Origin of the sequence: Kitasatospora griseola, assembly GCF_014648555.1 — a bacterium.
Lineage (GTDB): Bacteria > Actinomycetota > Actinomycetes > Streptomycetales > Streptomycetaceae > Kitasatospora > Kitasatospora griseola.
The window spans coordinates 464,851-490,492 of sequence record NZ_BMRI01000001.1 but is presented as its reverse complement, the minus strand read 5'-3'; the positions used below and the strand labels follow the sequence as shown (position 1 = coordinate 490,492).

Annotated in this window: 23 protein-coding genes; 22 read left to right on the top strand and 1 reads right to left on the bottom strand. The window is 72.0% G+C overall.

All coding sequences use genetic code 11. The annotated features are described in order from the left end of the window. Positions 1-90: 90 nt before the first annotated feature. The 18 genes from IEZ12_RS02190 (at position 91) to IEZ12_RS02105 (ending at position 21,240) form a co-directional block, all read left to right on the top strand. On the top strand, positions 91-1,116 hold the full coding sequence (locus tag IEZ12_RS02190; RefSeq protein ID WP_043916362.1) for a rod shape-determining protein: 1,026 nt from the start codon (positions 91-93) through the stop codon (positions 1,114-1,116). An 88-nt stretch (positions 1,117-1,204) separates the two neighbouring features. Beyond that, the gene (mreC, locus tag IEZ12_RS02185; protein ID WP_189270464.1) at positions 1,205-2,140 is read left to right on the top strand and encodes a rod shape-determining protein MreC; all 936 of its coding nucleotides are present in this window, start codon (positions 1,205-1,207) and stop codon (positions 2,138-2,140) included. Then, positions 2,140-2,787, top strand: a complete 648-nt coding sequence (gene mreD, locus IEZ12_RS02180; protein ID WP_189270463.1) for a rod shape-determining protein MreD — start codon at positions 2,140-2,142, stop codon at positions 2,785-2,787. Before mreC ends, mreD begins: the two co-directional genes overlap by 1 nt. A gap of 22 nt (positions 2,788-2,809) precedes the next feature. Next, positions 2,810-5,044, top strand: a complete 2,235-nt coding sequence (gene mrdA / locus IEZ12_RS02175) for a penicillin-binding protein 2 (protein WP_189270462.1) — start codon at positions 2,810-2,812, stop codon at positions 5,042-5,044. Then, on the top strand, positions 5,041-6,240 hold the full coding sequence (rodA, locus tag IEZ12_RS02170; protein ID WP_189270461.1) for a rod shape-determining protein RodA: 1,200 nt from the start codon (positions 5,041-5,043) through the stop codon (positions 6,238-6,240). The genes mrdA and rodA overlap by 4 nt, the downstream gene beginning before the upstream one ends. Positions 6,241-6,323: 83 nt before the next feature. Further along, on the top strand, positions 6,324-8,252 hold the full coding sequence (locus IEZ12_RS02165) for a TIGR03960 family B12-binding radical SAM protein (RefSeq protein ID WP_189270460.1): 1,929 nt from the start codon (positions 6,324-6,326) through the stop codon (positions 8,250-8,252). 120 nt (positions 8,253-8,372) lie between these two features. Beyond that, entirely contained in the window at positions 8,373-8,630 is a 258-nt protein-coding gene (locus tag IEZ12_RS02160; protein ID WP_189270459.1) for a type II toxin-antitoxin system VapB family antitoxin, read from the top strand. Continuing rightward, on the top strand, positions 8,606-9,034 hold the full coding sequence (locus IEZ12_RS02155; RefSeq protein WP_189270458.1) for a PIN domain-containing protein: 429 nt from the start codon (positions 8,606-8,608) through the stop codon (positions 9,032-9,034). The genes IEZ12_RS02160 and IEZ12_RS02155 overlap by 25 nt, the downstream gene beginning before the upstream one ends. Positions 9,035-9,188: 154 nt before the next feature. Continuing rightward, the gene (locus IEZ12_RS02150) at positions 9,189-9,962 is read left to right on the top strand and encodes a TIGR03936 family radical SAM-associated protein (RefSeq protein ID WP_043913969.1); all 774 of its coding nucleotides are present in this window, start codon (positions 9,189-9,191) and stop codon (positions 9,960-9,962) included. A gap of 363 nt (positions 9,963-10,325) precedes the next feature. Then, positions 10,326-13,742 (top strand): Rne/Rng family ribonuclease, encoded by a 3,417-nt coding sequence (locus IEZ12_RS02145; RefSeq protein WP_189270457.1) that lies wholly within the window; start codon positions 10,326-10,328, stop codon positions 13,740-13,742. Positions 13,743-13,979: 237 nt separating this feature from the next. Next, positions 13,980-14,297: a 50S ribosomal protein L21 gene (gene rplU, locus IEZ12_RS02140; protein ID WP_043913967.1), complete on the top strand. Its 318-nt coding sequence runs from the start codon at positions 13,980-13,982 to the stop codon at positions 14,295-14,297. Between the two features lie 39 nt (positions 14,298-14,336). Beyond that, entirely contained in the window at positions 14,337-14,594 is a 258-nt protein-coding gene (rpmA, locus tag IEZ12_RS02135) for a 50S ribosomal protein L27 (RefSeq protein ID WP_014135732.1), read from the top strand. 102 nt (positions 14,595-14,696) lie between these two features. Beyond that, on the top strand, positions 14,697-16,157 hold the full coding sequence (obgE, locus tag IEZ12_RS02130; protein WP_043913964.1) for a GTPase ObgE: 1,461 nt from the start codon (positions 14,697-14,699) through the stop codon (positions 16,155-16,157). Between the two features lie 239 nt (positions 16,158-16,396). Continuing rightward, positions 16,397-17,533: a glutamate 5-kinase gene (gene proB / locus IEZ12_RS02125; protein WP_189270456.1), complete on the top strand. Its 1,137-nt coding sequence runs from the start codon at positions 16,397-16,399 to the stop codon at positions 17,531-17,533. Positions 17,534-17,613: 80 nt separating this feature from the next. After that, complete coding sequence (locus IEZ12_RS02120; RefSeq protein ID WP_189270455.1) at positions 17,614-18,066, top strand: DUF8830 family protein; 453 nt, start codon at positions 17,614-17,616, stop codon at positions 18,064-18,066. 74 nt (positions 18,067-18,140) lie between these two features. Beyond that, positions 18,141-19,448 (top strand): glutamate-5-semialdehyde dehydrogenase, encoded by a 1,308-nt coding sequence (locus tag IEZ12_RS02115; RefSeq protein WP_189270454.1) that lies wholly within the window; start codon positions 18,141-18,143, stop codon positions 19,446-19,448. Positions 19,449-19,514: 66 nt separating this feature from the next. Further along, complete coding sequence (locus IEZ12_RS02110) at positions 19,515-20,084, top strand: SCO2584 family spore wall biosynthesis protein (RefSeq protein ID WP_043913961.1); 570 nt, start codon at positions 19,515-19,517, stop codon at positions 20,082-20,084. Positions 20,085-20,178: 94 nt separating this feature from the next. After that, positions 20,179-21,240, top strand: coding sequence for an SCO2583 family membrane protein (locus IEZ12_RS02105; protein ID WP_189270453.1), 1,062 nt, complete (start codon positions 20,179-20,181; stop codon positions 21,238-21,240). A 12-nt stretch (positions 21,241-21,252) separates the two neighbouring features. Here IEZ12_RS02105 and IEZ12_RS02100 read toward each other — a convergent pair whose 3' ends face one another. Then, positions 21,253-22,320, bottom strand: coding sequence for a M48 family metallopeptidase (locus tag IEZ12_RS02100; protein WP_189270452.1), 1,068 nt, complete (start codon positions 22,318-22,320; stop codon positions 21,253-21,255). A gap of 213 nt (positions 22,321-22,533) precedes the next feature. Between IEZ12_RS02100 and IEZ12_RS02095 the strand changes: the two genes are divergently transcribed. From IEZ12_RS02095 to IEZ12_RS02080, 4 genes are all read left to right on the top strand, one after another. Beyond that, a complete protein-coding gene (locus tag IEZ12_RS02095) occupies positions 22,534-22,734 on the top strand; it encodes a hypothetical protein (RefSeq protein WP_043913958.1) in 201 nt (66 codons plus the stop codon). A 230-nt stretch (positions 22,735-22,964) separates the two neighbouring features. Further along, a complete protein-coding gene (locus tag IEZ12_RS02090; protein ID WP_167349406.1) occupies positions 22,965-23,114 on the top strand; it encodes a hypothetical protein in 150 nt (49 codons plus the stop codon). A 100-nt stretch (positions 23,115-23,214) separates the two neighbouring features. Beyond that, positions 23,215-23,880 (top strand): nicotinate-nucleotide adenylyltransferase, encoded by a 666-nt coding sequence (nadD, locus tag IEZ12_RS02085; protein WP_189270451.1) that lies wholly within the window; start codon positions 23,215-23,217, stop codon positions 23,878-23,880. 17 nt (positions 23,881-23,897) lie between these two features. Next, the coding region (locus IEZ12_RS02080; RefSeq protein WP_189270450.1) for a hypothetical protein at positions 23,898-25,642 on the top strand (1,745 nt) is incomplete at its 3' end.

Genomic DNA, 25,642 nt, shown 5'->3' with positions numbered 1-25,642 from the left:
GCCGTCAGCCCGTCGGGCCCGCGCGGCGGCGCTCTCCCCCCGCCCTTGATCCACATTCGGGAAGGCATTCGACATCCCATGGCGAACAACCTGTCGTTCCTCGGCCGGGACCTGGCGATCGACCTCGGCACCGCGAACACACTGGTGTACGTCCGGGGCAAGGGCATCGTGCTGAACGAGCCGTCGGTGGTCGCGGTGAACACCAACACCGGCGGCATCCTCGCGGTGGGCGCCGAGGCCAAGCAGATGATCGGTCGCACCCCCGGCAACATCGTGGCGATCCGCCCGCTGAAGGACGGCGTGATCGCCGACTTCGAGATCACCGAGCGGATGCTGCGGTACTTCATCCTGAAGATCCACCGTCGCCGCTACCTGGCCCGCCCGCGGGTCGTGGTCTGCGTGCCGTCCGGCATCACCGGCGTCGAGCGCCGCGCCGTGGTGGAGGCCAGCATGCTGGCCGGCGCCCGCCAGGTGCACATCATCGAGGAGCCGATGGCCGCCGCGATCGGCGCCGGCCTGCCGGTGCACGAGCCGACCGGCAACATGGTCGTCGACATCGGCGGCGGCACCACCGAGGTCGCGGTGATCTCGCTCGGCGGCATCGTCACCGCCCAGTCGCTGCGGGTGGCCGGCGACGAGCTGGACAACGCGATCGTCCAGCACATCAAGAAGGAGTACAGCCTGCTGCTGGGCGAGCGCAGCGCCGAGCAGATCAAGATGTCGATCGGCTCCGCGTTCGGCCTGGAGGGCGAGAAGGACGAGCACGCCGAGATCCGCGGCCGCGACCTGGTCTCCGGCCTGCCGAAGACCGTGGTGATCTCCGCCGCCGAGGTCCGCGCGGCCATCGACGAGCCGGTGAACTCGATCATCGACGCGGTGAAGACCACCCTCGACCAGTGCCCGCCGGAGCTGGCCGGTGACGTGATGGACCGCGGCATCGTGCTCACCGGCGGCGGCGCCCTGCTGCGCGGCCTGGACGAGCGGCTGCGCCGGGAGACCGGCATGCCGGTGCACATCGCCGAGAACCCGCTCGACTCGGTCGCCCTGGGGGCGGGCAAGTGCGTCGAGGAGTTCGAGGCACTGCAGCAGGTACTCGACGCCCAGCCGCGTCGCTAGACAACTTTCCAACTGAAGAACAGACAGAGTTGACAGAGCTGATGGACCAGCAGATGGACAATCGGCACGAAGGGGCGGCACCAGCACCGTGAGGGACACCCGACAGAGTCGACTACTGCTGGTCCTCCTGGTCGCGCTCGCATTCGCCCTGATCACCGTCGACATCAAGGGCGGCCAGGACTCGCCGCTCGGCGCCCCGCGCCGGGCGGCGGCTTCCGTGCTCGGCCCGGTGGAGAACGCGGCGGCGGGCGCCGTCGACCCGGTCGCCGGATACATCCGGGCGATCCGCGACGCCAGCACCCACCAGCAGCGCCTGGACCAGATCACCCGGGAGAACACCGAGCTGCGCCAGAAGCTGGCCTCCTCGGACGCCGCGGCCGGCCGCACCAAGCAGCTGGACGACATGCTGCGCACCGCCGGCACCGGCGGCTACACCATCAAGGCCGCGCAGGTGATCGCGGTCGGCGCCGCCCAAGGCTTCTCCTGGACCATCACCATCGACGCCGGCAGCGACGACGGCCTGACCCGCGACATGACCGTCATCGACGGCCAGGGCCTGGTCGGCCGGATCACCACCGTCGCCCCGACCACCGCCACCGTGCTGCTGGCCTCCGACCCCGGCTTCACCGCCGGCGTCCGGCTGGAGGGCAACAACGAGATCGGCTTCGCGGCCGGCCAGGGCGCCTCGCCGATGAAGATCGAGCTGCTCAACGGCCGCGCCCAGGTGAAGGCCGGCGACCGGCTGGTCACCTTCGGCTCGCAGAGCGGACGCCCGTTCGTCCCCGGCGTGCCGGTCGGCACCGTCAAGGAGGTGCAGGCCACCCCGGGCCAGCTCACCAAGACCGTCCTGGTCGAGCCGTACGTGCAGTTCACCCGCCTCGACCTGATCGGCGTGGTGGTCGTCCCACCGCGCACCGACCCGCGGGACGCCGTGCTGCCGCCGGTCCCCGCCCCCTCCGCCGGCGCCGCGGGCAACCCGCAGGCGCCGATCGCCGTCGTACCGCCCACCACCGGGGGGAACTGATGTTTCGTCCGTCTCGGATCCTGCTGTCCGCCGTCCTGCTGGTGCTCGCCCTGGTGATCCAGGTCAGCGTCCTCGGCCGGCTCCAACTGCCCGGCGCCACCCCGGACCTGCTGATGCTGGTGGTGGTCGGCCTGGGCCTGGTGTACGGCTCGACCGGCGGCTGCCTGGCGGGCTTCTCCGCCGGCCTGCTGGCCGACCTCGCCCCGCCGTCCGACCACGCGGTCGGCCGGTACGCGCTGGTGCTCTGCCTGGTCGGCTACGGCGCCGGACTGCTCCGCCCGGAGGGCGGCCGGCAGCGCTCTGCGCTCAGCGCGATCGGCGTGGTCGCGGTCGCCGCGGTGGTCTCCACCCTGCTGTACGCCACCGTCGGCGCCCTGGTCGGCGACACCGCGGCCCGGCACGTCGGCCTGACCGGCCTGGTGATCAGCGCCCTGCTGTACGACGTGCTGCTGGCCCCGTTCACGGTGCCGCTGGTGATGCTGATGGCCCGCCGCTTCGACGGCGACCGGGTGGTCAACGAGACGGTGCGCGGCGCGGACGGCGGCTCCGGCCTCGGCGCGCTGGCCCGCTACAAGACGACCCGCGATCCGTCGTCCACCGCGTCCTACAAGAAGAGGCGCGCGCTCGGCCTCGCCAAGCGCCCCTGAGTCCGGGACGGAGTCCGCACACGTGACGAACATTCCCGAGACCGGCCGCACCCGACGGGTGACGATCCGGCTGGTGGTGCTGCAGATCCTGGTGCTGTCGCTGCTGGCGACCCTCGGCGGCCGGCTGTGGTACCTGCAGATCCGCAACGGCAAGGAGTTCACCGCCAAGGCCCAGGGCAACCACATCCGCGAGGTGGTGGAGCCCGCCGTCCGCGGCGAGATCCTGGACGCCTCCGGACGGATCCTGGCCGGCAACGAGACCAAGCTGGTGGTGTCGGTGTCCCGCACCGCGCTGATGCAGCAGAAGGACCACGGCAAGGCGGTGCTGACCCGGCTCGCCGACGTCCTCGGCGTGCCCGCCGACGAGGTGAAGAACAAGGTCCGGCTGTGCGACGCGAAGACCCCGCAGCCGTGCTGGAACGGCTCCCCGTACCAGCCGATCCCGGTCACCCAGCAGGCCACCACCCAGCAGGCGATGCAGATAATGGAGCGCCGCGAGGACTTCCCCGGCGTCACCGCCCAGCCGACCGCGCTGCGCCGCTACACCGGCGCGGAGGGCGCCAGCGCCGCCCAGATCCTCGGCTACCTGTCGCCGGTCACCGACGAGGAGGTCACCAAGACCGCCGACAAGTCCGGCCGCGAACGCCGCCTGCCGTCCGACCAGATCGGCCGGGCCGGCCTGGAGTCCGTCTACGACGACGACCTGCGCGGCACCACCGGCGTCGACCGGCTGGAGGTCGACAACCTCGGCCGGGTGATCGGCAGCGCCGGCACCACGCCCGCGCAGTCCGGCAACAACCTGGTCACCTCGATCGACGCCCGGGTGCAGAAGGTGGTCGAGGACCAGCTCAACCAGGCCATGGTCGAGGCCCGCAAGGTCTACGACAAGGAGACCAGCAAGAACTACGTCGCCGACTCCGGCGCCGCCGTGGTGATGGACGTGCACACCGGCCGGATCGTCGCGATGGCCAGCGCCCCCACCTACGACCCCAACCTGTGGGTCGGCGGCATCACCGCCAAGGACTACGAGGCGCTGAACAGCAAGGACTCCAACTACCCGCTGATCAACCGGGCCATACAGGGTCAGTCCGCCCCCGGCTCGACCTTCAAGGTGATCTCCACCACCGCCGCCGTGCAGGCCGGCTACGACCTCAACGGGCACTACCCGTGCCCGAAGTCGCTGACCATCGGCGGCCGCGAGTTCAAGAACTTCGAGTCCGAGCAGTTCGGCGACATCTCCCTGGAGAAGGCACTCGAAGTCTCCTGCGACACCGTCTTCTACGGCCTGGCCTACGACCAGTGGATGAAGGACGGCGGCCTCAAGCCCAAGAAGGACGCCCCGGACTGGTTCTTCAAGACCGCCCACGAGTTCGGCCTCGGCGCCAAGACCGGCGTCGACCTGCCGGGCGAGGTGGCCGGCCGGGTCCCCGACCGGCAGTGGAAGCAGTCCTACTACGACGCCATGAAGCAGTCCTGGTGCGACCAGGCGGCCAAGGGCGGCCACGAGTACACCGACGAGATCGCCCGCGAGAACTGCGCGGACGGAAACCAGATGCGCGCCGGTGACATGGTCAACTTCGCCATCGGCCAGGGCGACACCCTGGTCACCCCGCTGCAGATGGCCCGGATCTACTCGGCGCTCGCCAACGGCGGCACCCTGTACCGGCCCACCGTGGGCAAGGCGATCGTCAGCCCCGACGGCACCCTGGTGCGCGACATCGCCCCGCACGAGGACGGCAAGATCCCCGCCCAGGGGCAGCTGCTCGAGTACATCGACCAGGCCACCGCCGGCGTCGTCACCGCCGGTACCGCCGCCTGGAAGTTCACCGGCGCCGGCTGGCCGCAGGGCAAGATCGAACTGCACGCCAAGACCGGCACCGCCGAGGTCGTCGGCAAGCAGACCACCTCCTGGCTGACCACCTACAGCAAGGACTACGCGGTGGTCATGACGATAAGTCAAGGCGGCACCGGCTCCGGCGGCTCCGGCGACTCGGTGCGCCGGATCTACCAGGCGCTGTACGGCGTCGACGACAAGGGCAACATCGACAACGCCAAGGCGCTGCTGCCCCGGCCGCAGGCCGAACTGCCCAAGTTCAACCCGGACGGCACCGCGATCGTCCCGACCGCGTACACCTACGAGGGCGACCGGACCTTCCTGGACCCGGCCCGCCCGGCCCAGGCCGACCCGGCCACCGCGGTGGCGCTGGCCGCGCTCGAACCCACCCGGGCCGGAAGCAACGGAAGGGGCCGGTCATGACCTCCTACGGCTCGTACCGGACCGTCCGGCTCTCGCCGCGGCGCTCCTCGCTGTCCCGGGCGCTGGCCAAGGACTCCCCGCTGCGCCGGCTCGACTGGATCATGATCCTGGCGGCGCTGGCGCTCTCCCTGATGGGCTCGCTGCTGGTCTGGTCCGCCACCCGCGGCCGCGACTCGCTGACCCACGGGGACCCGCAGTACTTCCTGTACCGGCACCTGACCAACCTGGTGATCGGCGTCGGCCTGTGCGTCGCGGTGATCGCGCTGGGCACCCGGCGGCTGCGCACCGCGGTGCCGTTCGTCTACCTGGCCGTGGTCCTGATGCTGTTCGCGGTGCTCAGCCCGCTCGGCTCGACCATCAACGGCGCGCACTCCTGGATCCAGTTCGGCGGCGGATTCTCCATCCAGCCCGCCGAGTTCGCCAAGCTGGCGATCGTGCTGGGGATGGCCGTGCTGCTGTCCGCGCGGGTGGACGCCGGCGAGCGGGAGTACCCGCCCACCCGCAGCGTGCTGCAGGCGCTGGCCGTGGCGGCGTTCCCGATGGGCGTGGTCATGCTGATGCCCGACCTCGGCTCGGTGATGGTGATGGCCGTCACCACGCTCGGCGTGCTGACGGCCTCCGGCGCCGCCAACCGCTGGACGTTCGGCCTGCTGGCGGGAGGCGTGGCCGGCGCCCTCGCGGTGTGGAAGCTCGGCGTCCTCGACCAGTACCAGATCGACCGCTTCGCGGCGTTCGCCAACCCGGCGCTCGACCCGTCCGGCGTCGGCTACAACACCGCCCAGGCCCGGATCGCCATCGGCTCCGGCGGCCTGACCGGCATGGGCCTGTTCCACGGCACCCAGACCACCGGCCAGTTCGTGCCCGAGCAGCAGACCGACTTCGTGTTCAGTGTGGCCGGCGAGGAGCTCGGCTTCATCGGCGCCCTGGTGATGATCGGCCTGCTCGGCGTCATCCTGTGGCGGGCCTGCCGGATAGCGCGTCAGGCCACCGACCTGTTCGGCACGATCCTGGCGGCCGGCGCGGTCACCTGGTTCGCCTTCCAGGCCTTCGAGAACATCGGCATGAACCTCGGCATCATGCCGGTCGCGGGCATCCCGCTGCCGTTCGTCTCCTACGGCGGCTCGTCGATGTTCGCGGTGTGGATCGCGATCGGACTGCTGCAGTCCGTCCGCTCGCAGCGGCCGATAGCGATCTGACCCTCCACGCGGCGAAACAGTGACCCTCAGGGCTCGGCTACCCTGAAGGGTCACTGCTTTTTCTGCCGTAAAGGTCCTTGCGCATGACTGTCGAATCGGTCTTCCCACGCCTGGAGGCCCTCCTCCCGCACGTCCAGAAGCCGATCCAGTACGTCGGTGGCGAGCTCAACTCGACCGTCAAGGACTGGGACGCCTGCGACGTCCGCTGGGCGCTGATGTACCCCGACGCCTACGAGGTCGGGCTCCCCAACCAGGGCACCATGATCCTCTACGAGGTGCTGAACGAGCGCGAGGGCGTCCTCGCCGAGCGCAGCTACAGCGTCTGGCCCGACCTCGAAGCCCTGATGCGCGAGCACGGCGTCCCGCAGTTCACGGTCGACGCGCACCGCCCGATCAAGGCCTTCGACGTGTTCGGCCTGTCGTTCTCCACCGAGCTCGGCTACACCAACATGCTGACCGCGCTCGACCTGGCCGGCATCCCGCTGAACGCCGCGGACCGCACCATGGACGACCCGGTCGTGCTGGCCGGCGGCCACGCCGCGTTCAACCCCGAGCCGATCGCCGACTTCATCGACGCCGCCGTCATCGGCGACGGCGAGCAGGCCGTCCTCGACATCACCGACATCGTCCGCGCCTGGAAGGCCGAGGGCCGCCCCGGCGGCCGCGACGAACTGCTGCTGCGCCTCGCCAAGACCGGCGGCGTGTACATCCCGCGGTTCTACGACGTCGAGTACCTGCCGGACGGCCGGATCGGCCGGGTCGTCCCCAACCGCCCCGGCGTGCCGTGGCGGGTGTCCAAGCACACCGTCATGGACCTCGACGAGTGGCCCTACCCCAAGCAGCCGCTCGTCCCGCTCGCCGAGACCGTGCACGAGCGGATGTCCGTGGAGATCTTCCGCGGCTGCACCCGCGGCTGCCGTTTCTGCCAGGCCGGCATGATCACGCGCCCCGTGCGGGAGCGAAGCATCACCGGCATCGGCGAAATGGTCGAGCGCGGCCTGAAGGCCACCGGCTTCGAGGAGGTCGGCCTGCTCTCGCTGTCCTCCGCCGACCACTCCGAGATCGCCGACGTCACCAAGGGCCTCGCCGACCGCTACGCCGAGGACAAGATCGGCCTCTCGCTGCCCTCCACCCGGGTCGACGCCTTCAACATCGACCTCGCCAACGAGCTCTCCCGCAACGGCCGCCGCTCCGGCCTCACCTTCGCCCCCGAAGGCGGCTCCGAGCGGATCCGCAAGGTCATCAACAAGATGGTGTCCGAGGAGGACCTCATCAACACGGTGGCCACCGCGTACGGCAACGGCTGGCGCCAGGTGAAGCTGTACTTCATGTGCGGCCTGCCCACCGAGACCGACGAGGACGTCCTCCAGATCGGCGCGATGGCGAAGAACGTCATCGCCAAGGGCCGCGAGGTCACCGGCACCAACGACATCCGCTGCACCGTCTCCATCGGCGGCTTCGTCCCCAAGCCGCACACGCCCTTCCAGTGGGCCCCGCAGCTGTCCGCCGAGGCCACCGACGAGCGGCTCACCAAGCTCCGCGACTCCATCCGCGGCGACCGCAAGTTCGGCAAGAACATCGGCTTCCGCTACCACGACGGCAAGCCCGGCATCGTCGAAGGCCTGCTCTCCCGCGGCGACCGCCGCATCGGCGCCGTCATCCGCGCCGTCTACGAGGACGGCGGCCGCTTCGACGGCTGGCGCGAGCACTTCTCCTACGACCGCTGGATGGCCTCCGCCGAGAAGGGCCTCGCCGGCACCGGCGTCGACGTCGGCTGGTACACCACCCGCGAGCGCACCTACGAGGAGGTCCTCCCCTGGGACCACCTCGACAGCGGCCTCGACAAGGACTGGCTCTGGGAGGACTGGCAGGACGCCCTCGAAGAGGTCGAGGTCGAGGACTGCCGCTGGACCCCGTGCTTCGACTGCGGCGTCTGCCCCCAGATGGACACCCACATCCAGGTCGGCCCCACCGGCAAGAAGCTCCTGCCCCTGACGGTCGTCAACAACTGACGTCCCCGAAGCGGAAGTTGGCCCCCGTCGCACTCGCTGCGGCGGGGGCCTCGTGCTTGTATTGGATTTGGACATACACTGATAGCAGTGGAATGTATATGACTTGGAGCGCTATAGGATATGTCCAAGACGTTGATCGACATCGATGACGAGGCCCTGGCGCTGGCCGCCGAGGTCCTGGGCACCAAGACCAAGAAGGACACCGTCAACGCCGCCCTCGCTGAGATAGGGGCGCGGCGCCGCAGGGAGCTCGCGCTGCAGGAGTTGGTGCGGCTTGCTGAGGACGGTGCGTTCGACAAGGCGGTGGAGCCGGGCTTCAAGGCCGAGGTCAGGCGCGGAAAGCAGGGCGGGGCATGGGAAGCCGGGAGCAGTTCCTGATCGACACCTCGGCTGCGGCGAGGTTGCCCCGCTCCCCGGCGCTGCTGGCCGCTTGGGGCTACGAACTCTCGGCCGGACTGATCGGGATGTGCTGGCCCACCGAGGACGAACTCCTGTACTCGGCCCGCTCCGGTGCCGAACTGCGGGCCATGGCAACGCAGTTCTCCGCGCTCTACACCTGGTGGACGCTGCCGGAGGATGCCGGCCGCAGGGTCGCGGAGCTGCGTACGGCACTCGGCGATGCCGGCTGTCACCGTTCCGCCGGGACGGTCGACCTGCTGGTCGCCGTCACCGCGATGCACCACGGGCTCGCGGTGCTGCACTACGACCGGGATTTCGAGACCCTGGCTGAGCACAGCGAGCTGAAGACCCGCTGGCTGGCGGAGCCCGGGACCGTCGCCTGACGCCCGGCGCGGGTGGGGTGGGGTACCGCGTACCCTTGGAACGACAGAGTTCGGCCGGAGCCGCAAGCGGTGCGAGGCCGGACGGGGACACACTGACGAAGGACTGAGCTCCCTGGCACGCCGCACGCCCGACGGTCCGCCGCCCGCGCCGACGGTGCAGCGCATCCGTCTGCGCTACACCAAGCGCGGCCGTCTGCGCTTCACCAGCCACCGGGACTTCCAGCGGGCGTTCGAGCGCGCGCTCCGCCGCTCGGCCGTCCCGATGGCCTACTCCGCGGGCTTCACCCCGCACCCGAAGGTCTCCTACGCGAACGCCGCCCCGACCGGTACCGCCAGTGAGGCCGAGTACCTGGAGATCGGCCTCGCCGCTGCCCGCGACCCGGAGGCGCTGCGTCGCCAACTCGACGAGTCGCTGCCGCCCGGTCTGGACATCACCGACGCCGTCGAGGTCCGCACCAGCAACTTCGTCGAGCGGCTGGAGGCGTCCGAGTGGCTGCTGCGCCTGCCCGGCGTCGAGCCCGCGGAGGCCGAGCGGGCCGCCGGCGTCTTCCTGGCCGCCGAGGCGGTCGAGGTGCAGCGGATGACCAAGAACGGCCTGCGCACTTTCGATGCGCGTGCCGCCGTCGCCGCCATGGAACTGCTCCCGGAAGGCTCCGTGCAGGTCGGGATCGGTGACGACACACTCACCCAGGGTGCGGACGATGTTCGTACGGCTGCTCCCTGTGCGATACTGCGCCTGGTAGTACGACACGCCACACCCGCCGTACGACCCGACGACGTATTGTCCGGCCTCCGTTCGACGGCCGACCTCGCGCCGCCGGTCCCCGCAGAGGTGACCAGGCTGGCGCAGGGGCCGCTCGACGAGCAGACCGGCACGGTGACCGACCCGCTGGCGCTCGACCGCGCCGCGGCCGAGGTCGGCCGGTAGGCCGCCCCGCCGCGCGCATCCGCCGTCCGCCGAGTGGGCGGGAGCGCAGGCACGGAGCTCATCTCCGGGCCTGCGGCTCCCCGGCCTCCGCGGCTCCCCAGGGGAGCGAGCGTCGTTGCGTGCAGGCCCGGCCACCCTCGGCCCGGCCGCTTGAAAACTGAGAAGACTGGTCAGACCAGAAGACTTTTCGACTTCCCGCGCCGTGCGGGGGTCGAGCGAGACTACGAGCCCCTGTGCGGCCTCGCGTCCGAACGACGGCACCGTGGGAGCCGGAACCGCCCGAAAGGCGCGGCCGGCTGGTGAAAGCGGTGGCACGTCGTGCCCGGATGCGGAGCCCGGGGGCCTGACGGGAGACACACCCGCATGCTCGAAAACACCGAACCGCAGTCCGCTGCGGCCGACAACACCGACAACACCGACGACGGCGCCTCCGCCGCCCCGCCGCGCCGCCGTCGCCGGGCGGTCTCCCGCCCGGCCGGCTCCCCGCAGGGCGCTGCCACCGAGGGCGCCGAGACCGTCGTCGCGGCCGCCCCGGCGAGCGCCGAGGAGCCGCCGGCCGCCGAGAAGCCCGCCCGGGCCCGGCGCACCCGTAAGCGCGCCGAGTCCCCGGCCGGCGCGCCGGAGACCGCCCCCGTCGCCGCCGAGCCGGTCGTCGAGGAGTCCGCCGCCGAGCCGGCCGCGGAGGAGAAGCCCGCTCGTGCCCGCCGGGCGCGCAAGCGCGTCTCCGCGCCTGCCCAGAGCCCCGTCGCGGCCGAGGAGCCGGTCGTCGAGGAGCCCGCGGCCGAGGAGCCCGCCGCCGAGCCGGTCGCCGAGGAGAAGCCCGCTCGTGCCCGCCGAGCGCGTAAGCGGGTCTCCGCGCCCGCCCAGAGCCCCGTCGCGGCCGAGGAGCCGGTCGTCGAGGAGGAGCCCGAGGCCGAGCCGGTCGTCGAGGAGCCGGTCGCCGAGCCCGTCGTCGAGGCCTCCGCCGAGCCGCCGCGCGCCCGCCGCCGTGCCGTCCGCCCCTCCACCGCGATCTTCCAGGCCCCGGTCTTCCAGGAGCCCGCGCCCACTGCCGCCGCTGCCAAGGCCGCGCCCGCTGCCAAGGCCGAGCCGGCCCAGGCCGCCGCGCCGCAGGTCGAGGACGAGGGCGAGGGCGACGACGAGTTCGAGTACAGCGGCGTCGGCCGCCGCCGCCGGGTGCGCACCCAGGTGCGCGTCCAGCAGGCCGGGAAGGGCGGCAGGGGCGCCAAGGCCGCCGCTCAGCCCGCGAAGGCCGCGGAGCCGGTGAAGGCCGCCCCGCCGGTGAAGGCCGAGGCCCCGGCCGAGGTCGAGGCGCCCGCTGCCGGACCGGAGCAGGAGTCGGAGTGGGAGGACGACCGTCCGTCCCGCCGCCGCCGTCGGGGTGGCCGCCGCCGCCGTCGCGGTGACGCCGAGGACGCGGGCGAGCCGACCGAGACCGTCGAGACCGAGGTCGAGGGCGCCCACGAGGAGTCCGAGGCCCAGGACGGCCACGACGAGGACGAGGACGAAGGCGAGGACGACCTGGCCGCCGGCCTGTCCTCCTCGCGCCGCCGCCGTCGCCGTCGCCGCCGCAGCGGCGAGGGCGGTGCCGACGCAGGCGAGACCACCGAGGACGGCGTGCGCACCGTGGTGAAGGTCCGCGAGCCGCGCCGCCGCTCCACCGAGCCCGCGTTCGACCCGGACGAGGTGCAGTCCATCAAGGGCTCCACCCGCCTGGAGGCCAAGAAGCAGCGCCGCCGCGAGGGTCGCGAGCTGGGCCGCCGCCGGGTGCCGATCATCACCGAGGCCGAGTTCCTGGCCCGTCGCGAGTCCGTCGAGCGGGTCATGGTGGTCCGCCAGACCGGCACCCGCACCCAGATCGGCGTGCTCGAGGACGGCGTGCTGGTCGAGCACTACGTCAACAAGGAGCAGGCCACCAGCTACGTCGGCAACGTGTACCTGGGCAAGGTGCAGAACGTGCTGCCGTCGATGGAGGCCGCGTTCGTCGACATCGGCAAGGGCCGCAACGCCGTGCTGTACGCCGGCGAGGTCAACTTCGGCGCGCTCGGCGGCCACAGCGGCCCGCGCCGGATCGAGTCGGTGCTGAAGTCCGGCCAGTCCGTGCTGGTGCAGGTCTCCAAGGACCCGATCGGCCACAAGGGCGCCCGCCTGACCAGCCAGATCTCGCTGCCCGGCCGCTACCTGGTGTACGTGCCCGAGGGCTCGATGACCGGCATCTCCCGCAAGCTGCCGGAGAACGAGCGGGCCCGCCTCAAGCAGATCCTCAAGAAGATCGTCCCGGACGACGCGGGCGTGATCGTCCGCACCGCCGCCGAGGGCGCCTCCGAGGAGGAGCTGACCCGCGACGTCCAGCGCCTGCAGACGCAGTGGGAGGAGATCCAGAAGAAGGCCGCCTCCGGCAACGCCCCGGCGCTGCTCTACGGCGAGCCCGACATGACGGTGCGCGTGGTCCGCGACATCTTCAACGAGGACTTCACCAAGGTCATCGTCAGCGGCGCGGACGCGTGGAGCACCATCCACGATTACGTCTCCAACGTGGCCCCCGACCTCACCGAGCGCCTGCAGAAGTGGACCTCGGATGTCGACGTGTTCGCCACGTACCGGATCGACGAGCAGCTGATGAAGGCGCTGGACCGCAAGGTCTGGCTGCCCTCCGGCGGCTCGCTGGTGATCGACCGGACCGAGGCGATGGTCGTCGTCGACGTCAACACCGGCAAGTTCGTCGGCCAGGGCGGCAACCTCGAAGAGACCGTCACCCGCAACAACATCGAGGCGGCCGAGGAGATCGTCCGCCAGCTGCGGCTGCGCGACCTCGGCGGCATCATCGTGATCGACTTCATCGACATGGTGCTGGAGTCCAACCGGGACCTGGTGCTGCGCCGCCTGCTGGAGTGCCTGGGCCGCGACCGCACCAAGCACCAGGTGGCCGAGGTCACCTCGCTCGGCCTGGTCCAGATGACCCGCAAGCGGGTCGGCCAGGGCCTGCTGGAGTCCTTCTCCGAGCCCTGTGTGCACTGCAACGGCCGCGGCGTGATCGTCCACATGGACCAGCCGCACAGCCACGGCGGCGGCGCCGCCGCGGCGACCACCACCACCGCCGCTGCGGGCGAGGGCGGCGGCAAGCGCCGTCGCCGGGGCCGCGGCGGGGCCGGGCAGGCCGAGGCGGAGGCCGTCGAGACGGTCGAGAGCGTCGAGCCGGTCGAGGCCGTCGAGGAGCCCGTCGTCGAGGTCGAGGAGATCGTCGAGCCGGTCGCGGTCGAGGAGCCCGTGGCGGCCGAGCCGGTCGTCGAGGAGAAGCCGAGCCTGGTGGAGATCCCGCCGGCCGCGGCGGCCCCGGCTCGCACCCGGCGCCGCGCGGTGCGCAAGGCCACCGCTCCGGCCGGGGCGTCCGGCGAGGCCGAGATCGTGGTGCTGCAGGCCCGCGCCGAGGCCGCGATGGAGGCCGCGCTGAGCGCCGCGGAGAAGTCCGCCGCCGAGCAGCCGGTCGCCGAGACCGCTGCCGAGGTGACGGCCGAGGCCGTGGCCGCGGTGGAGCCCGAGGCCGAGGAGCCCGTCGAGGAGCCGGCGCCGAAGAAGCGGGCCCCCCGCAAGGCGGCCGCCAAGACGACGGCTGCCAAGACGACGGCCGCGAAGAAGACCACCACCGCCAAGAAGGCCGCGGCGAAGAAGACCACCGCCACGGCCGCCAAGAAGACCACCGCCCGCAAGACCGCCACCAAGCGGACGAGCGCGGCGGCCAAGAAGGCCGCGGCCGCCGAAGGTGACGGCGCCGCAGAGTGAGCCCCGGGGCCGGGACCGCCACCGATCCGGTGGCGGTCCCGGCCCGCTGTACGGCCCGGTTTGTCTTCGGCTGGACCGGTCCGTATTCTTGACCCTCGGCGTGTTGACGCCATGCTCCTGAGCACCTCACCTCCTGGACGAGGGCCGGTTCCGGCTCTTTTCGGGGGAGGCGGCCTGTGTCCATACCCAGGCTGCTGGCATCCGGAGCTCCGACCGAGTTAGGAAAGTAGGTACCGCATGTACGCGATCGTTCGCGCCGGCGGCCGCCAGCACAAGGTTGCCGTGGGCGACGTGCTGGAGATCGACCGTATCGAAGCCAAGCCGGGTGACTCGGTCGAGCTCTCGACCATCCTCATCGTCGACGGTGAGTCCATCACCTCCGACCCGTGGGTGCTCGGTGGCGTGAAGGCTCACGCCGAGGTCGTCGACCAGACCAAGGGCGACAAGATCGTCATCCTGCGCTACAAGAACAAGACCGGCTACCGCCGTCGTCAGGGCCACCGCCAGAAGTACACCGCGGTGCGCATCACCAGCATCGACTCGGTCAGCAAGTAATCACACTTACTGCGGTCTTCCTAGAAAGGGGATAGCCAGATGGCACACAAGAAGGGTGCGAGTTCCACTCGCAACGGTCGTGACTCGAACGCTCAGCGCCTCGGCGTGAAGCGCTTCGGTGGTCAGGTCGTCTCCGCCGGCGAGATCATCGTCCGCCAGCGTGGCACCCACTTCCACCCGGGTGCGAACGTCGGCCGTGGTGGCGACGACACCCTGTTCGCCCTGACCGCCGGTGCCGTGCAGTTCGGCAACCGTCGCGGCCGCAAGGTCGTCAACATCGTGGCCGTCGAGGCCTGAGTCTGTACAGACTCGCTGTGAAGGGTGGGCCGGGACTATCCGGGCCCACCCTTCGTGCTTTACCAGCAGGACCACTTTTCTCATCGCACTGGAGGCAGACACATGACCACCTTCGTGGACCGCGTCGAACTGCACGTCGCCGCGGGTAACGGGGGCCACGGCTGCGCCTCCGTGCACCGTGAGAAGTTCAAGCCGCTCGGCGGCCCCGACGGGGGCAACGGCGGCGAGGGCGGCTCGGTGACGCTGGTGGTGGACTCGCAGGTCACCACCCTGCTCGAGTACCACCACTCGCCCAAGCGCAAGGCCACCAACGGCAAGCCCGGCGCCGGCGGTCACCGCACCGGCGCCGAGGGCCAGGGCCTGGTCCTGCCCGTCCCGGACGGCACCGTCGTCCTCGACCGCAAGGGCAACGTGCTGGCCGACCTGGTCGGCCACGGCACCACCTTCGTCGCCGCCCAGGGCGGCCGCGGCGGCCTCGGCAACGCCGCACTCGCCTCCGCCCGTCGCAAGGCCCCCGGCTTCGCCCTGCTCGGCGAGCCCGGCGAGGCCCGCGACATCGTGATGGAGCTCAAGTCCGTCGCCGACGTCGCGCTGGTCGGCTACCCGAGCGCCGGCAAGTCCTCGCTGATCTCGGTGCTCTCCGCCGCGAAGCCGAAGATCGCCGACTACCCGTTCACCACCCTCGTCCCCAACCTCGGTGTGGTGACCGCCGGTTCGACCGTCTACACGATCGCCGACGTGCCCGGCCTGATCCCCGGCGCCAGCCAGGGCAAGGGCCTCGGCCTGGAGTTCCTGCGGCACGTCGAGCGCTGTGAGGTGCTCGTCCACGTCCTCGACTGCGCCACCCTGGAGCCGGGCCGCGACCCGCTCACCGACCTGGAGACCATCGAGGACGAACTCGCCCAGTACGGCGGTCTGGAGGACCGGCCGCGACTGGTCGCCCTCAACAAGATCGACGTCCCGGACGGCCAGGACATCGCCGACCTCACCCGCGCCTCGCTGGAGGAGCGCGGCTACCGGGTCTTCGAGGTCTCCGCGCTCGCCCACAAGGGCCTGCGCGAACTCTCCTACGCCCTCGCCGAGATCGTCTCCGCCGCCCGCGCCGCCAAGCCGGTCCAGGAGAACACCCGCATCGTCATCCGGCCGACCGCCGTGGACGACGCCGGCTTCACCATCGAGGAAGAGGACGGCGCGTACCGCATCCGCGGCGTCAAGCCCGAACGCTGGGTCCGCCAGACCGACTTCGCCAACGACGAGGCCGTCGGCTACCTCGCCGACCGGCTCGCCCGGCTCGGCGTCGAGCAGGAACTCTGGAAGGTCGGCGCCAAGGAAGGCGACACCGTCATCATCGGCCCCGATGAGAACGCCGTGGTCTTCGACTGGGAGCCCACCATGGCCTCCGGCGCCGAGATGCTCGGCCGCCGCGGCGAGGACCACCGCTTCGAGACCCAGCGACCCGCCGTCGACCGCCGCCGCGAGAAGCAGCGCGGGCGCGATGCCGCGGAGCAGGAGTTCCTGGACTTCTCGGCGCTCAGCTCCGGCCGCGAGGAGCTGGAGCAGTAGCAGGAGCGAAGCCAGGGGCGCGGAGAACTGCGCGCAGCGGAAGGCACCCGCCGGCAAGATCGCGACGCAGGGCAATGACTTGCACGTGTTCGCGACCTTGCTGACGGTGCGTGGCCGCTCGCGCAGTTCCCCGCGCCCCTGTGTGTGCTCCCACTGCTTTCGCGCCCGGATTTCGTTACCCGCGTGCCGGATGGCTACATTGCGGGCGTACAGGACGTCGTGTCGGAAGGGTCGGACTGATGGTGGATCAGTTGCTCCGCGAGGAGGTCGTCTCGGCGCGGCGGATCGTGGTGAAGGTCGGTTCGTCGTCGTTGACCACCGCCGCCGGCGGGCTGGACGCGGACCGGGTGGACGCCCTGGTGGACGCGCTGGCGAAGGTGCGGACGGGGAAGGACGCGCCGGAGATCGTGCTGGTCTCGTCCGGGGCGATCGCCGCCGGCCTGGCGCCGCTCGGGCTGGAGAAGCGGCCCAAGGACCTGGCCCGGCAGCAGGCGGCGGCCAGTGTCGGGCAGGGCCTGCTGGTGGCCCGCTACACGGCGTCGTTCGCGCGGTACGGGGTGCGGGTCGGGCAGGTGCTGCTGACCGCCGAGGACGCCAGCCGGCGGGCGCACTACCGGAACGCGTTCCGGACGCTGGAGCAGCTGTTGACGATGGGCGCGATGCCGATCGTCAACGAGAACGACACGGTGGCCACCGCCGAGATCCGGTTCGGCGACAACGACCGGCTGGCGGCGCTGGTGGCGCACCTGGTGCGGGCCGACCTGCTGGTGCTGCTGTCGGACGTGGACGGCCTGTACGACGGCGACCCGGCGAAGCCCGGCAGCAGCCGGCTCGACGTGGTGCGCGGCCCGGCGGACCTGCTGGGCGTGGAGGTCGGCAGCGCCGGCAAGGCGGGCGTCGGCACCGGCGGCATGGTGACCAAGGTGGAGGCGGCCCGGATCGCTACCGGTGCGGGCATCCCGGTGGTGCTGACGGCGGCCAGCCAGGCGGCCGACGCGCTGGCGGGCCGGCGCACCGGCACGCTGTTCCTGCGGACCGGCAGCCGCTCCGCGGACCGGCTGCTGTGGCTGGAGCACGCGTCCACGCCGCGCGGCACGCTGACCCTGGACGACGGGGCGGTGGCGGCGGTGGTGCACGGCGGGAAGTCGCTTCTCCCGGCCGGAGTGACCGGGGTGGAGGGGGAGTTCGTCGCGGGTGATCCCGTCGACCTTCTTGGCGAAAACGGTCACATCGTCGCCCGCGGACTGGTCAACTTTGATGCGAGGGAGTTGCCCCGTCTGCTCGGTCGGTCCACGCGAGACCTGGCCCAGGAGCTCGGTGCCGCGTACGAACGCGAGGTCGTCCACCGTGACGACCTGGTGGTGCTGTGCGGCTGAGCGCTGGTGGCGGGGCCGGTACGGGGGGTGGGAGCAGCGGGCCGGGGGGCCCGCGCGACACGCTGAATGGGAGGCCGCCGGTGGTTCGCAGGCGGGAGGAAGCGCTGCCGGGACAGAAGTCCGAGCGGCGGCTCACCAGCATCGAGGGCGGCCGGGGCGTCGAGGAGCAGGAGGACGTGCAGGAGTCGGAGCAGGGTCGGCTGTGGCACGTGGTGCTGAGTGTGGCCGGGGCGGCGACGCCGCTGCCGGAGCTGCGGGCGGCGCTGGAGAAGCTGGCGCACGACCACTCCTTCTTCCTGACGGCCCGCTACGCCGCCGACCACGCCGAGGTCCGGTACTGGGAGGAGGCGCGGGACCTGCACGACGCGGCGGCGATCGCGCTGCGGCTGTGGGGCAAGCACAAGGCCAGTGCCAAGCTCCCGGCGTGGGAGATCGTCGGCCTGGAGGTGGTGGACCGCCCGACGTACCACAAGCGGGTCGCGGAGGGTTTCGGCGGCCCACTGCCGCAGCTCGGCGGGGTGTACCCGTACTGATCGGCCCGGAGGGCCGCGTCTCAGCGGGCGAAATGTACCCCGGGGCGAGGTGGGTGTCTCGCTAGGCTTGGTGCATGAGCGACCTCACCGCCACTGCCGACAGCCCCGTCCTCGCCGCCGCGCGCCGTGCCCGGGAGGCGGCCGCCGCCCTGGCGCCAGTGCCGCGTTCGGTGAAGGACGCCGCGCTGCTGGCGATCGCGGACGCGCTGGTCGCCCGGGCCGGGGAGATCACCGCCGCCAACGCGGAGGACGTCGCCCGGGCCCGCGAGGCGGGCACCGCCGAGTCGGTGATCGACCGGCTGACGCTCACCGAGGAGCGGATCGCCGCCATCGCGTCCGACGTGCGCAGTGTGGTCGGTCTGCCCGACCCGGTGGGCGAGGTGGTGCGGGGCTACACCCTGCCGAACGGCCTCGACGTGCGCCAGGTGCGGGTGCCGCTCGGTGTGGTCGGCATCATCTACGAGGCCCGGCCGAACGTCACGGTGGACGCCGCGGCGCTCTGCCTGAAGTCCGGCAACGCGGTGCTGCTGCGCGGCTCGGGCTCGGCGTACCGCTCCAACACGGCGCTGGTGGAGGTGCTGCGCGCGGCGGTCGCCGGGGCGGGCCTGCCGGCCGACGTGATCCAGCTGGTGCCGGGGGAGAGCCGCGAGTCGGTGCAGCAGCTGATGCGCGCCCGCGGCCTGGTGGACGTGCTGATCCCGCGCGGCGGCGCCTCGCTGATCCGCACCGTGGTGGAGGGCTCCACCGTCCCCGTGATCGAGACCGGCACCGGCAACTGCCACGTGTACGTGGACGCGCAGACCGACCTGGCGATGGCCGTCGGCGTGCTGCTGAACTCCAAGGCCCAGCGGGTCAGCGTCTGCAACGCCGCCGAGACCCTGCTGGTGCACCAGGACGTCGCGGACGCCTTCCTGCCGTTGGCGCTGGCCGCCCTCGCCGAGGCGGGCGTCACCGTGCACGGCGACGACGCGGTGCTGAAGGCCGCCGAGGGCACCGGCGTGACGGCCGTCCCGGCGACCGAGGAGGACTGGGGCACCGAGTACCTGTCGCTGGACCTGGCGGCCGCCGTGGTGCCCTCGCTGGAGGCCGCCGTGGAGCACATCCGCCGCTGGTCCTCCGGCCACACCGAGGCGATCGTCACCACCTCGCAGGCCGCCGCCCGCCGCTTCACCCAGCTCGTCGACTCCACCACGGTGGCCGTCAACGCCTCGACCCGGTTCACCGACGGGAGTGAGTTCGGCTTCGGCGCGGAGATCGGCATCTCCACCCAGAAGCTGCACGCCCGCGGCCCGATGGGCCTGCCGGAGCTGACCAGCACCAAGTACATCGTCACCGGCGACGGCCACGTGCGCGGCGAGGCCCGGCAGACCGTCGGCGGCTGAGCGCCGGAGCAGACCCGATCGGCCCGACCCACAGACAAAAGCCCCGACCGGTAATACATTGAGTCCGTGGCTGAGGATGTGGGGGGCTCGCCGTACTCCGACGGCGCCGACCACGGTGGTGCGGACGACGAGTTCGCCACCGTGGTCTTCGACGAGAGCTTCGTCCGCTCCGCCGCCGTGCACGAGCCGAGCGCCCGGGAGCGGCAACTCGCCGCCGCCGAGACCAGGTTCGAGCCGGATCAGGCCGGAGCGGCCCGGAGCTACGAGTTCACCTCCGGGAGCGAGGTGCTGCCGTTGGAGCTGCGCCCGCTGCCCGGCGGGCTGGACGACGACCGCTTCTACCCCGACCCGTGGTCGGGTGGCGACCGCCAGCACCGGCGCACCCGCCGCTCGCGCCTGCGGGCCTTCGACCCGCTGCGCGGCGGCATGGTCGCCCAGCAGCGCTGGCACCGGCCGGTGGCCTGGGTGCTGGCCCTGGTGATGGGGGTCGGCGTGGTCGCGCTGGCCGTCGCCGCCGTGTACCGGGGCGTCGGCGGCAGTCCGGAGTCGCCGGCCCGGCCGTCCAGCGGGACCAGCAGCCCCGGCGCGACGCCTTCCGCGCGCCCGGTCGTGACGGTGGCCGTCCCGGCGGGCTGACCGGCCCGCAGGACTGCTGTCGATCACCCACCGTGGCAGTCTCGTTACCCTTTCACCTCTCGTCGCGGGCGGCGGGCGAGCCTACCCTGGTCACATGGGTGACCCGCGCGAGCCTCCCGAGGGCACGCCCGAGGGTGGTTCCAATGATGACGAGTTCCGGTCCGTCGTCTTCGACGAATCGTTCGTGAAAGCTGCCCGGATCCAGGAGCTGTCCGCGCAGGAGCGGCTGGCCGGTGCGTTCGGACGGGCCACCCGGCGGCGCGGCTGGGGCTGGTTCGGGTCGCTGCCCCGGCAGGCCGTGATCCTCCTGCTGCTGGTGACGATGGCGTTCGCCGCGGCCGTCTACTTCGGCATCAGCTCGCCGCACGGCCAGGTCGTGCCGCCCAGCGGCACCCAGCTGACCGCCGCCGTCACCCCGCTCAGCCCGCCCGGCACGGTCGGCGCCGTCCCCGACCCGGCCCACCCGTTCGCGGCGCTGCCACCCGGCTACGCCGACGGCCAGGCCGGCCTCGGCATGCCACCCGCCTCGCCCACCTCGCACTTCGCCGGGACCGACGTGCAGCGCGCCCTGGACTCCGTCCAGCACTACCTGGTGGTCTCCGAGCTGACCCCCGCCACGCTGACCGCCAACGAGACCGGCCAGGTCCGCGAGCTGCTCACGTCCGGTGAACTCGCCCAGTACGACGCGAGCGTCAACACGCCGCGCGACGACCAGCAGCACGCCGCCACCGGCTGGATGGTCCGCTTCGACCCCGGGCAGATCGCGCTGGCCACCGACACCGTGAAGGTCACCGGCGCCGTCCAGGTCGGCGAGGTCGACTCCGGCACGCTGGAGATCACCGCCGACCACACCCTGGTCTACGCACTGCGCCCGGCCGGCACCACCAGCGACCCCTCGGTCACCCTGTACGCGGTGCGCCGGGAGGTGCGGATCGACGTCGACCGGGCCGACCTGGACGCCGGCCGCGTCCGGGTGGTCGGCTCCACCGTCCAGGCCGGGCCCACCTCGTGCGGCACCGTGCAGAGCGACTACCTGCAGCCGGTGCTGGCCACGGCGAGCGGCGTGCAGCCGAGCACCCCGCCCGCCGTGAACCCGACCGACCACAGCCGGCCGGCCTGGCAGACCTGCGGAGTGCTCGGGCCGATCACCCGCTGAAGCGCTCCCGGATCAGTCCTGCTGCTCGCCGCCGCTGCCGTTGCTCCCGTTGTTGCGGCCGGCACCCGTGAAGGTGTCGCGGAGCTTGCCGCCGACCGTGCCCACGCCGTTGCCGAGGTCGCGCAGCAGGCCCATCAGCGGGTCCTTGCTCTCCTTCACCGACTGCGAGTACGAGTCGGCGGCGGCCTTCCACTGCGCGCCGATCGAGGTGTCCGGGTCGTCGCCGCGGCGCGGGTACGCGCCCGCCAGGATCGAGCGGTACTCCTCGCTCTCCGCCCACTTCTTCAGCTGCGCCACCCGCACCACCGCGAACGGGTGGGTCTGCGGCAGCACCTGCAGCAGCTTCAGCACGCTGTCGCGGAGGTCGCCCGCCTTGTCGTACTCGGCGGCCTGCTCCAGGAACGCGTCCACGTTCATCTCGGCCATGTTCGCGCCACCGGCCAGCTTCATCAGGCCGCGCATCGACGCCTGCAGGTCCTGACCGGCCAGCAGGCCGGCCCGGTCGCTGGACAGCTCCGCCTTGCGGAACCACTCCTTGAGCGCGGTGATCACCGCCGTGATCGCCAGGTTGCCCAGCGGCAGCCAGCCGATCCGGGCCGCCAGGTTGGTGAGGATCAGCAGCATCGTCTGGTACACCGCGTGCCCCGACATCGCGTGACCGACCTCGTGGCCGATCACCGCGCGCAGCTCCTCCTCGTCCATCAGGTCGATCAGCCCGGTGGTCACCACGATCACCGGGGTGTCCATGCCGATGCAGTACGCGTTGACCTTCGGGTCCTGGGTCACGTACAGGTCCGGGACCTTCTCCAGGTCCAGCACGTACGCGGCGTCCCGCACCATGTCGTACAGCTCAGGGAACTGCCGCTCCGACGTCTTGACCGCCGTGGCCAGGAACAGCAGCCGCACGCTGCGCTCGGACACCAGCCCGGCCAGCTTCTTCAGGATGTCGTCGAAACCGCTCAGCCTGCGCAGCGCCACCAGCCCCGAACGGTCCGCCGGGTGCTCCCAGGCGCGGGTGGAGATCTCCGGGAACCGCTGGCGGCGGCGGCTCGGCGCGTTGCCCTTGGTCATGTCGGTCATTGAGTACCCTCCTGGATCGACGCCGGCACCGGCTCCCGTGGCCGGCCCCCGCTGCTTTCCTCTTAACGTCGCTGTGTCCGTACTCGTCCCCGGACGTCACGGTACGCCGTCGGCCCGCACTGCCCCCGGGCGGGCGTACGGGGCGGGGTGCGGCGCGGGAACGGCGATAAACGGGTCTACCCTGGCTGTGCCGTACCGAAAAGGAGCCCCGTGATGTCCCCTGCCGACCTGGTCCAGCTCGCCGGACCGATCTCCAGCGAGAACGGCCCCGGCCTGTTCCTGAGGATCATCGTGATCGCCTCCTTCGTCGGAGTCGGACTGCTGGTGTGGGCGATCGCCCGGGCGAGCCGCGACGGCGACAAGCGCGAGGCCGCGCGCGAGCAGGCCCGGGCCGAGGCCGCCGAGCAGAGCTGAACCCGGGGCCGGGCAGGGTTTCGTACCGGTGCCGGGCAGGGCTGAACCGGGGCCGGTGCCGCCTCGGGCGGCGGGCCCGGCGGCCGGGCGGGGCCCGGAACGGCTCATGGGTGGTCAGACGCGGTGGGCCGCCGCGCGGTTGCGTGTCAGGCCCCCGTACGATGAGCCCGCGGGCCGCACGGTCCGTGACCGCCTGGTCCTCACACCGAGCCGAGAAGGTCCCGCCGATCATGACCTCTGCTGCCCTGCCCACCCTCGTCCACCTCGCCGAGGAGGGCGGTAACCACGACAGCCTCAACCCCTTCCTGACGGGCGGCGCGGCGCTGGCCATCCTGCTCCTGCTGCTGTTCGTCACCACCCGCTTCAACCGCGACCGCTGACCCGGCCGCGCCGCCGTCCGCGGCGACCGGACACGGAGCGCCCGGGGCCCGCGAGCGGGCGGAATCCCCGGGACATCCGGGTCGCGTAAGGTGTGGCGCCATGAGAGAGCAGGTCGACACCTCCGGGACGGACACGGCGCCGGGCACCCCCGCGCCGGGCAGTGCGCCGCGCGGGCGACGCCGGCTGGGCGTGATGGGCGGCACCTTCGACCCCATCCACCACGGGCACCTGGTCGCCGCGAGCGAGGTGGCCAGTGCCTTCCACCTGGACGAGGTCATCTTCGTCCCCACCGGCCAGCCCTGGCAGAAGTCCGACCGGGACGTCTCACCGGCCGAGGACCGCTACCTGATGACGGTGATCGCCACCGCCGAGAACCCGCAGTTCTCGGTCAGCCGGATCGACATCGACCGCAACGGCCCCACCTACACCGTCGACACCCTCCGTGAGCTGCAGGCCCTGCACCCCGACGCCGAGCTCTTCTTCATCACCGGCGCCGACGCCCTCGCCCAGATCATCTCCTGGCGCTCCTCCGAGGAACTCTTCGACCTCGCCCACTTCATCGGCTGCACCAGGCCGGGCCATACTCTCTCCGACACCGGCCTGCCGGTCGGCGGCGTCTCGCTGGTCGAGGTGCCCGCCCTCGCCATCTCCTCCACCGACTGCCGGATGCGCGTCGCCAAGGGCGAACCCATCTGGTACCTGGTGCCGGACGGCGTGGTCCGTTACATCCACAAGCGGGCGCTGTACGCGTCGGCCCGGCCCTGATCCCCGGGAGGGAAGGCATGACCGGAACGTCCGACGACGAACAGTGGTACGGCCGCCAGCCCCAACCGCCCTACCAGCAGCAGCCCGGGTACTACCCCCCGCAGGGGTACGAGCAGCAGCCGGTCGAACAACAGCCTTACCAGCAGCAGTCGTTCGAGCAGCACGGCTACGACCAGGGCGGGTACGACGCGTCCGGATACGACGCATCCGGGTACGACCAGGGTGGGTACGGCCAGGCCGGGTACGGGGGTGCCGGGTACGGGCAGCAGACCGGGCAGCCGGGGCAGCAGGGGTACGGGCAGTCGGGGTACGAGCAGCAGCAGTCGTACGGGCAGGCCGATCCGTACGGTGGATACGACCAGCGGGGCGGGCAGCAGGCCGGGCAGCCCGGGGTGTACGCGCCGGACCCGTACGGCGGTGACCACGGCGACCGGCCCGGGTACGGGCAGCAGGCCGGGTACGCGCAGCGCGGCGGCCATGAGGCCCAGGCGTTCGAACAGGGCGGCTACGGGCAGCAGTTCGGCGGCCGGCCGGGGGCCGGGCAGTCGCCGACCGGGGACGTCTACGGGCAGCAGACCCATGACTCCTACTACGGGCAGCAGCCCGCGCAGGGGTTCTACCAGCAGCAGTCGCAGTTGCCCGGGCAGACGCCGGGCACGCAGACATCAGGCACGCAGACATCGGGCGGGCAGACGCCGGGCGGGCAGGTGCTCGACGGCCGGGTGCCGACGCAGGCCGGTGCCGCCGGGCGGGTGGTGCCGCCGGTGAGTGCGGTCGCGGCGCCGGCCGGAGCGGGGATGCCGCCCCGGGCGCGAGCGGCCGCGGCACCGGTGCCGGAGACCGAGGCGGTGCCCGAGCCGTCCGAGATGGTCGGCGGGCGGGCGGCTGCCGCGGCGGCGGCCCGGGCCAAGGGCGCGGCCGACGACTCCTACACCACGGGCGAGTTCAACTTCGTCGACGAGGAGACGGAGGACTCCGAGGACGCCATCGACTGGCTGAAGTTCGCCGAGTCCCGCAGCGAGGTCCGGGCCGAGCGACGCCGACGGCTGCGCAACCGGCTGGTCGCGCTGCTGGTGGTGCTGGCGGTGCTGGCGGCCGGTGCGGTGGGCTACCTGTGGTGGTCCGGCAAGTTCGGCGACGACAACGACGCGAACAAGGCGGTCGGCGGCCGGTACGTCAACGTGGTGCACCTGATCGACCCGCAGGGCAAGGTCACCACCGCGCTGTTGGTCGATGACCGGGACGGGCAGAAGGCGACCGTACTGCTGCTCCCCGACACCCTCCAGCTCCCGAGCAACGGCGACATCACGACCGTCGGCCAGGCCCCGACCGCGATCGGCGCCTCCGCCACCCGCGACGGCCTGTCGTCCGTGCTCGGCGCCAAGGTGGCCGGCACCTGGCGGCTGGACACCCCCTATCTGCAACTGCTGGTCGCCCAGCTCGGCGGCGTCCGGGTGGACACCAACGCCGAGGTGCGCGAGAACAACAAGCCGGACGGCAAGGTGATCGCCGCGGTCGGCAAGGACGTTCTGCTGAGCGGCCGTGCCGCCGTCGACTACGCCACCCTGCAGGCACCCGGCGAGACCCGGGACGCCCAGCTCGCCCGCTTCGGTCAGGTGATGGCGGCGGTGATCAACACGATGCCGGTCACCATGGCGGACGCCACCGAGGACGTGCACCGGATGAACTCCGTCCCCGACCCGTCGCTGCCGGAGAGCGCGCTCGCCGGCGTCCTGGTCAACCTCTCCAAGCAGGCCAAGGC